The sequence below is a fragment of the Dietzia sp. E1 genome (assembly GCF_014145015.1).
In the GTDB taxonomy this organism is placed as follows: domain Bacteria; phylum Actinomycetota; class Actinomycetes; order Mycobacteriales; family Mycobacteriaceae; genus Dietzia; species Dietzia cinnamea_A.
The window spans coordinates 1-3,833 of sequence record NZ_JAALDU010000414.1; the positions used below are offsets into that span (position 1 = coordinate 1).

Here is a 3,833-nt window from a genome sequence, read left to right on the forward strand (position 1 = left end):
TCACACTTTCAGGTGAGTGGGCGAGGGGAGAGGCGCCATGGCCGGAATACTCGTAGTGGAGTCGCTGTGGGGGAACACCGAGCGGCTCGGTCGGGAGATCGCGGCCGCGTTCGGCGCGGACATGCAGGTCGTCGACGCGGTGTCCGCGCCGGACAAGCTCGCCAACGAGGTCGACTTCCTCATCGTTGGCGGCCCTACCCACGCCTTCACCATGTCGACTGCGGCGACACGCGAATCGGCTACGCAGCAGGGCGCCCCGTCCATCCCGGAGCGCGGCATTCGCGAGTGGATCGAGTCGGTGCAGCCGCCCAGACGCGCGGTGCCGGTGGCGACGTTCGATACGCGTGTGGTCAAGCCCCGCCTGCCCGGTTCGGCGGCCAAGAAGGCCATGAAGAAGCTGGTTGCGCGCGGCTTCCGCCCGGCCGCCAAGCCCGAGACCTTCGGCGTCCACGGCTACGGAGGCCCTATCGCGGACGGCGAGGTGGAGCGGGCGCGCGCGTGGGGAGCGGAGCTGGCGGCGCTCGGCCCTCTCGACTGACTTCAGCGCCGCCCACCATCGCGCCGCGAGGCGACCACCGACGGCGCGATCCCGAGTAGCGCGAACACCAGGATGAGCTGGAGCGTGCCGGTGGCGAAGTAGATGCCGTGCAGCGCCGAGAACCCGCCCATCACCGCGAGCTCGACGAAGATCCAGATAATCATGGCGAAACCGGCGAACGCCGCCCAGAACAGAGCGGCGGCGGCCCGGCGCACCTCGGTGATCACGGCGAGCAGCTGGGTTCCGCCGATCACCACGATGAGCAGCATCGCCGGCCAGACGTAGCTGGTGAACCCCGAGCCGGCGATGACGTCGATCGGGATGCCCATAGACCCGGGCGTGAGCAGCCCGATGCCGCCGCCGATCGCTGACAGCGCGTTGAATCCGCCGATGCCGATCAGCGCGCCACGCACCAGCCGGGCGGGGATCCACGGGTCCGTCTCGGTCATGGCGCGATGGTATCCACCGCGTCCCCGTCCGTCTGGTGGTTGAGGTCGGCGCGCGGGGGAGAGGCGCCGCCGACGACGACGACAACGCCCGCCGCCGCCCCACCGCGCCTCTACCGGGACTTCGAGTCGCACTACCACCCGGGTGATCGCGACCCCGCCGCTTTCTCTTCCATCGGGAAGGCACGTCCGGACGGGTGCCGAGTTCGGTGAATCGCGCGACAGTGTGCTCTGTGTCACTTAGTTTTCTGAGTAGCTGACACCCGTCACTTATCTCGTGTTCGCGCCCGACTCCCACCCCTCAGGAGAACCGATGAGACGCATCCCCACCGCCGCCGCTGCACTGGCGATCACCGCGCTCGCGCTGTCCGCGTGCGATTCGAGCGAGGCCGATCCCGCTGCGGCTGCCGATCAGGACACGCTGGCGATGCCCGCCGACGACGCCCGGTGTACCGAGGACAAGGCCGGCGGCACGATCACCATGGGCACGTATGTCATGCTGCCGTCGTTCTCGCCCGGTCAGGGGCAGGTGGGCGTGCGGGGCGGCGCGGAGTCGGCGGCCGTCTACGACCGGCTCGTGCGCTGGGACACCCGCACCGAGACGTTCGAGCCGAAGCTCGCCGAGTCACTCGAGAGCTCCGAGGATCACACGGTGTGGACGTTGACGCTGCGAGAGGGCGTGACGTTCTCCAACGGCGACCCGCTCACCGCCCAGGACGTGGCCTTCACCATGGGCCTGCACAAGGACCCGGCCACGCGCTCGACGGCCATGACCGACGTCCAGCAGATCGAGCAGACGCGGGTGATCGACCCGCTGACCGTCGAGTTCACGCTCGCCGAGCCGTGGTCCGCGTTCCCGGTCCTGCTCGCCGGGTCGGCGGGCGAGGTGATCCCCGAGAAGGCGTACACCGAGGCGGGCCCGGAGAAGTGGGCCCGCGAGCCGGTGGGCGCCGGGGCGTTCACGCTCGCCAGCTACACGCCCAATCAGGAGATGGTGCTGGAGCCGAATCCCGACTACTACGGCGGCCCGGTGTGCCCCACGCTGAGGTTCATCCAGATCCCGGGCTCGCAGTCCACGCTCGAGGCGTTCCAGAACAACGAGGTGGAGGTCGCGTTCCTGCGCGGGTCCAAGTTCGCGGACATGGCCCGCGAGGCGGGTGCGCAGGGCTACGAGGAGATCACCAGCGCCGGTCGGCTGGTCTACATGAACAACGGGGCCGCGGGCTACGACGGGATCCTCACTGATCAGCGCGCACGCCAGGCCGTGACGCATGCGATCGACAGGGAGCTGCTGCTCGGCCGGCTGGGCGACGACCCGGCCCAGGCCACGTCCGCGCTACTGGCCGACTCGTCCCGCTTCTTCGACGGGCAAGAGGGGCCCGCGCTGGACGTCGAGCGTGCGACCGAGCTGGTCACCGAGCTCAAGCAGGAGACCGGCTGGGACGGCTCACTCACGCTGCTGGTGTCGGACGTGCCGGAGAACCGCGAGGCGGGGATCGTCATCAAGGCGATGCTCGACGCCGTCGGCTTCGATGTGACCGTGGAGGTCGCGCCGGCCTCGGCGGCGAGCGCGCGTCAGTTCACGGGCGACTACGAGATGGCCATCGGCGGCCTGGCTACCTCCGACGCCGACCCGGCTTCCACGCTGGCGAGTTCGCTCATGCCGGGCGGCGCGCTCAACGTGTCGGGCGTGGACGATCCCGCGTTCGCGGACGCCATCTCCGCGCTCAAGGCCGCCCCGGACGTCGACTCCCAGAAGACGGCCTACGCCGACCTGCAGGAGGTTCATAACGAGGTGGCGCCCTACGCGGTCTTCGGCAACGGCGTCGAGCTGGTGACGATCGGCGAGTCGGTAATGGGCATCAGTCCGACCATCTCCTCGACGATGCTCTTCGACGGCGCGTTCATCGAGGAGTAGGCGACGGCGACGGGGCAGAGCCGACCGCCGGAACTAGCCCGCCCTAGCTGAGTTCGTCCGCCAGCCGTGCGGCGGGGATCCAGTCGATGCCGAACACCCGGGCCACCTCGGAGAACGTCGACGCGTCCGCGTCGGTGCTGGTCGCGGAGGCGATCAGACGGGACAGCATGACCGTGCCCGCTTGTTCCTCGATCGTCCCCGCCGCCGCCAGAAGCGTTATGTGACTATTTTAGAACTGTTGGGTGCTTGCAGATCTGCGTACCCGGCAGGAGCGGTGCCCGCACAGTCGTAGCACCGGGCACGATGGCGACCATGTACCTCATCGGGACCGGGCCGAGTGAGTTGCACGCTCACATCGACCTCGACCGTCGCCTGCAAAACCTCGGACTCCTCGACGGGGCCGAGGCGTCCGTGGTGTCGGCCGCCCAGGAGGACGGGCACTGGTCGGTCGTAGCTGAGATCCGACCCGACACGGAGGGGGAGGGGCAATGACGCCAACTGAGGCGAGGTCACTGGGGCGGGCCATCCGCACCGTTCGTCTGGAAGCCGGGCTGACGCAGCTCAGGCTGGCGCTCGCCGTCGGCGTAAGCGGGAGCCACATGAGCATTTGTGAACGGGGCCAGGTCCCCGCCGCCCGAGGCCGTCCGGCTCACCCTCCGACAATGAACCGCGAGCAGTTCGCAGCCATCGCCGATGCTCTGGGTTGCACCGCTGCGTACATCGCCGACCGCGCAGCCCTGTCGGCCACCACTCGAGTGAGTCTCGGCCTTCAACCGCTCGGCCCCTCCCGCACTCTCGTTGCGGGGATCGCATACGACCTCACCGACGCCGAAGCAGACAGGGCCGCCGACTTCATCTCCGGCCTCATCGCCGCCCGCGACCTGCACTGACAACCGGTGTCGGAGGCCCCGGCTACGGTGCCGGCGTGGAC

Annotated in this window: 6 protein-coding genes; 4 read left to right on the forward strand and 2 right to left on the reverse strand. The window is 69.3% G+C overall.

Features of this window, described 5'->3' with window-relative positions; all coding sequences use genetic code 11:
- Positions 1-37: 37 nt before the first annotated feature.
- Positions 38-538 (forward strand): flavodoxin family protein, encoded by a 501-nt coding sequence (locus G6030_RS13190; RefSeq protein WP_182643434.1) that lies wholly within the window; start codon positions 38-40, stop codon positions 536-538.
- 2 nt (positions 539-540) lie between these two features.
- Here G6030_RS13190 and G6030_RS13195 read toward each other — a convergent pair whose 3' ends face one another.
- Entirely contained in the window at positions 541-987 is a 447-nt protein-coding gene (locus G6030_RS13195; protein ID WP_182643435.1) for a hypothetical protein, read from the reverse strand.
- 310 nt (positions 988-1,297) lie between these two features.
- On the opposite strand from G6030_RS13195, the gene G6030_RS13200 reads away from it, so the two are divergent.
- A complete protein-coding gene (locus G6030_RS13200; protein WP_182643436.1) occupies positions 1,298-2,902 on the forward strand; it encodes an ABC transporter substrate-binding protein in 1,605 nt (534 codons plus the stop codon).
- 43 nt (positions 2,903-2,945) lie between these two features.
- Here G6030_RS13200 and G6030_RS16765 read toward each other — a convergent pair whose 3' ends face one another.
- Positions 2,946-3,071, reverse strand: coding sequence for a hypothetical protein (locus G6030_RS16765; RefSeq protein WP_277817467.1), 126 nt, complete (start codon positions 3,069-3,071; stop codon positions 2,946-2,948).
- 134 nt (positions 3,072-3,205) lie between these two features.
- Between G6030_RS16765 and G6030_RS13205 the strand changes: the two genes are divergently transcribed.
- Both G6030_RS13205 and G6030_RS16770 read left to right on the forward strand, forming a co-directional pair.
- Positions 3,206-3,394 (forward strand): hypothetical protein, encoded by a 189-nt coding sequence (locus G6030_RS13205; RefSeq protein ID WP_017838548.1) that lies wholly within the window; start codon positions 3,206-3,208, stop codon positions 3,392-3,394.
- Complete coding sequence (locus G6030_RS16770) at positions 3,391-3,792, forward strand: helix-turn-helix transcriptional regulator (RefSeq protein ID WP_007633541.1); 402 nt, start codon at positions 3,391-3,393, stop codon at positions 3,790-3,792. The genes G6030_RS13205 and G6030_RS16770 overlap by 4 nt, the downstream gene beginning before the upstream one ends.
- The last annotated feature ends 41 nt before the right edge of the window (positions 3,793-3,833 follow it).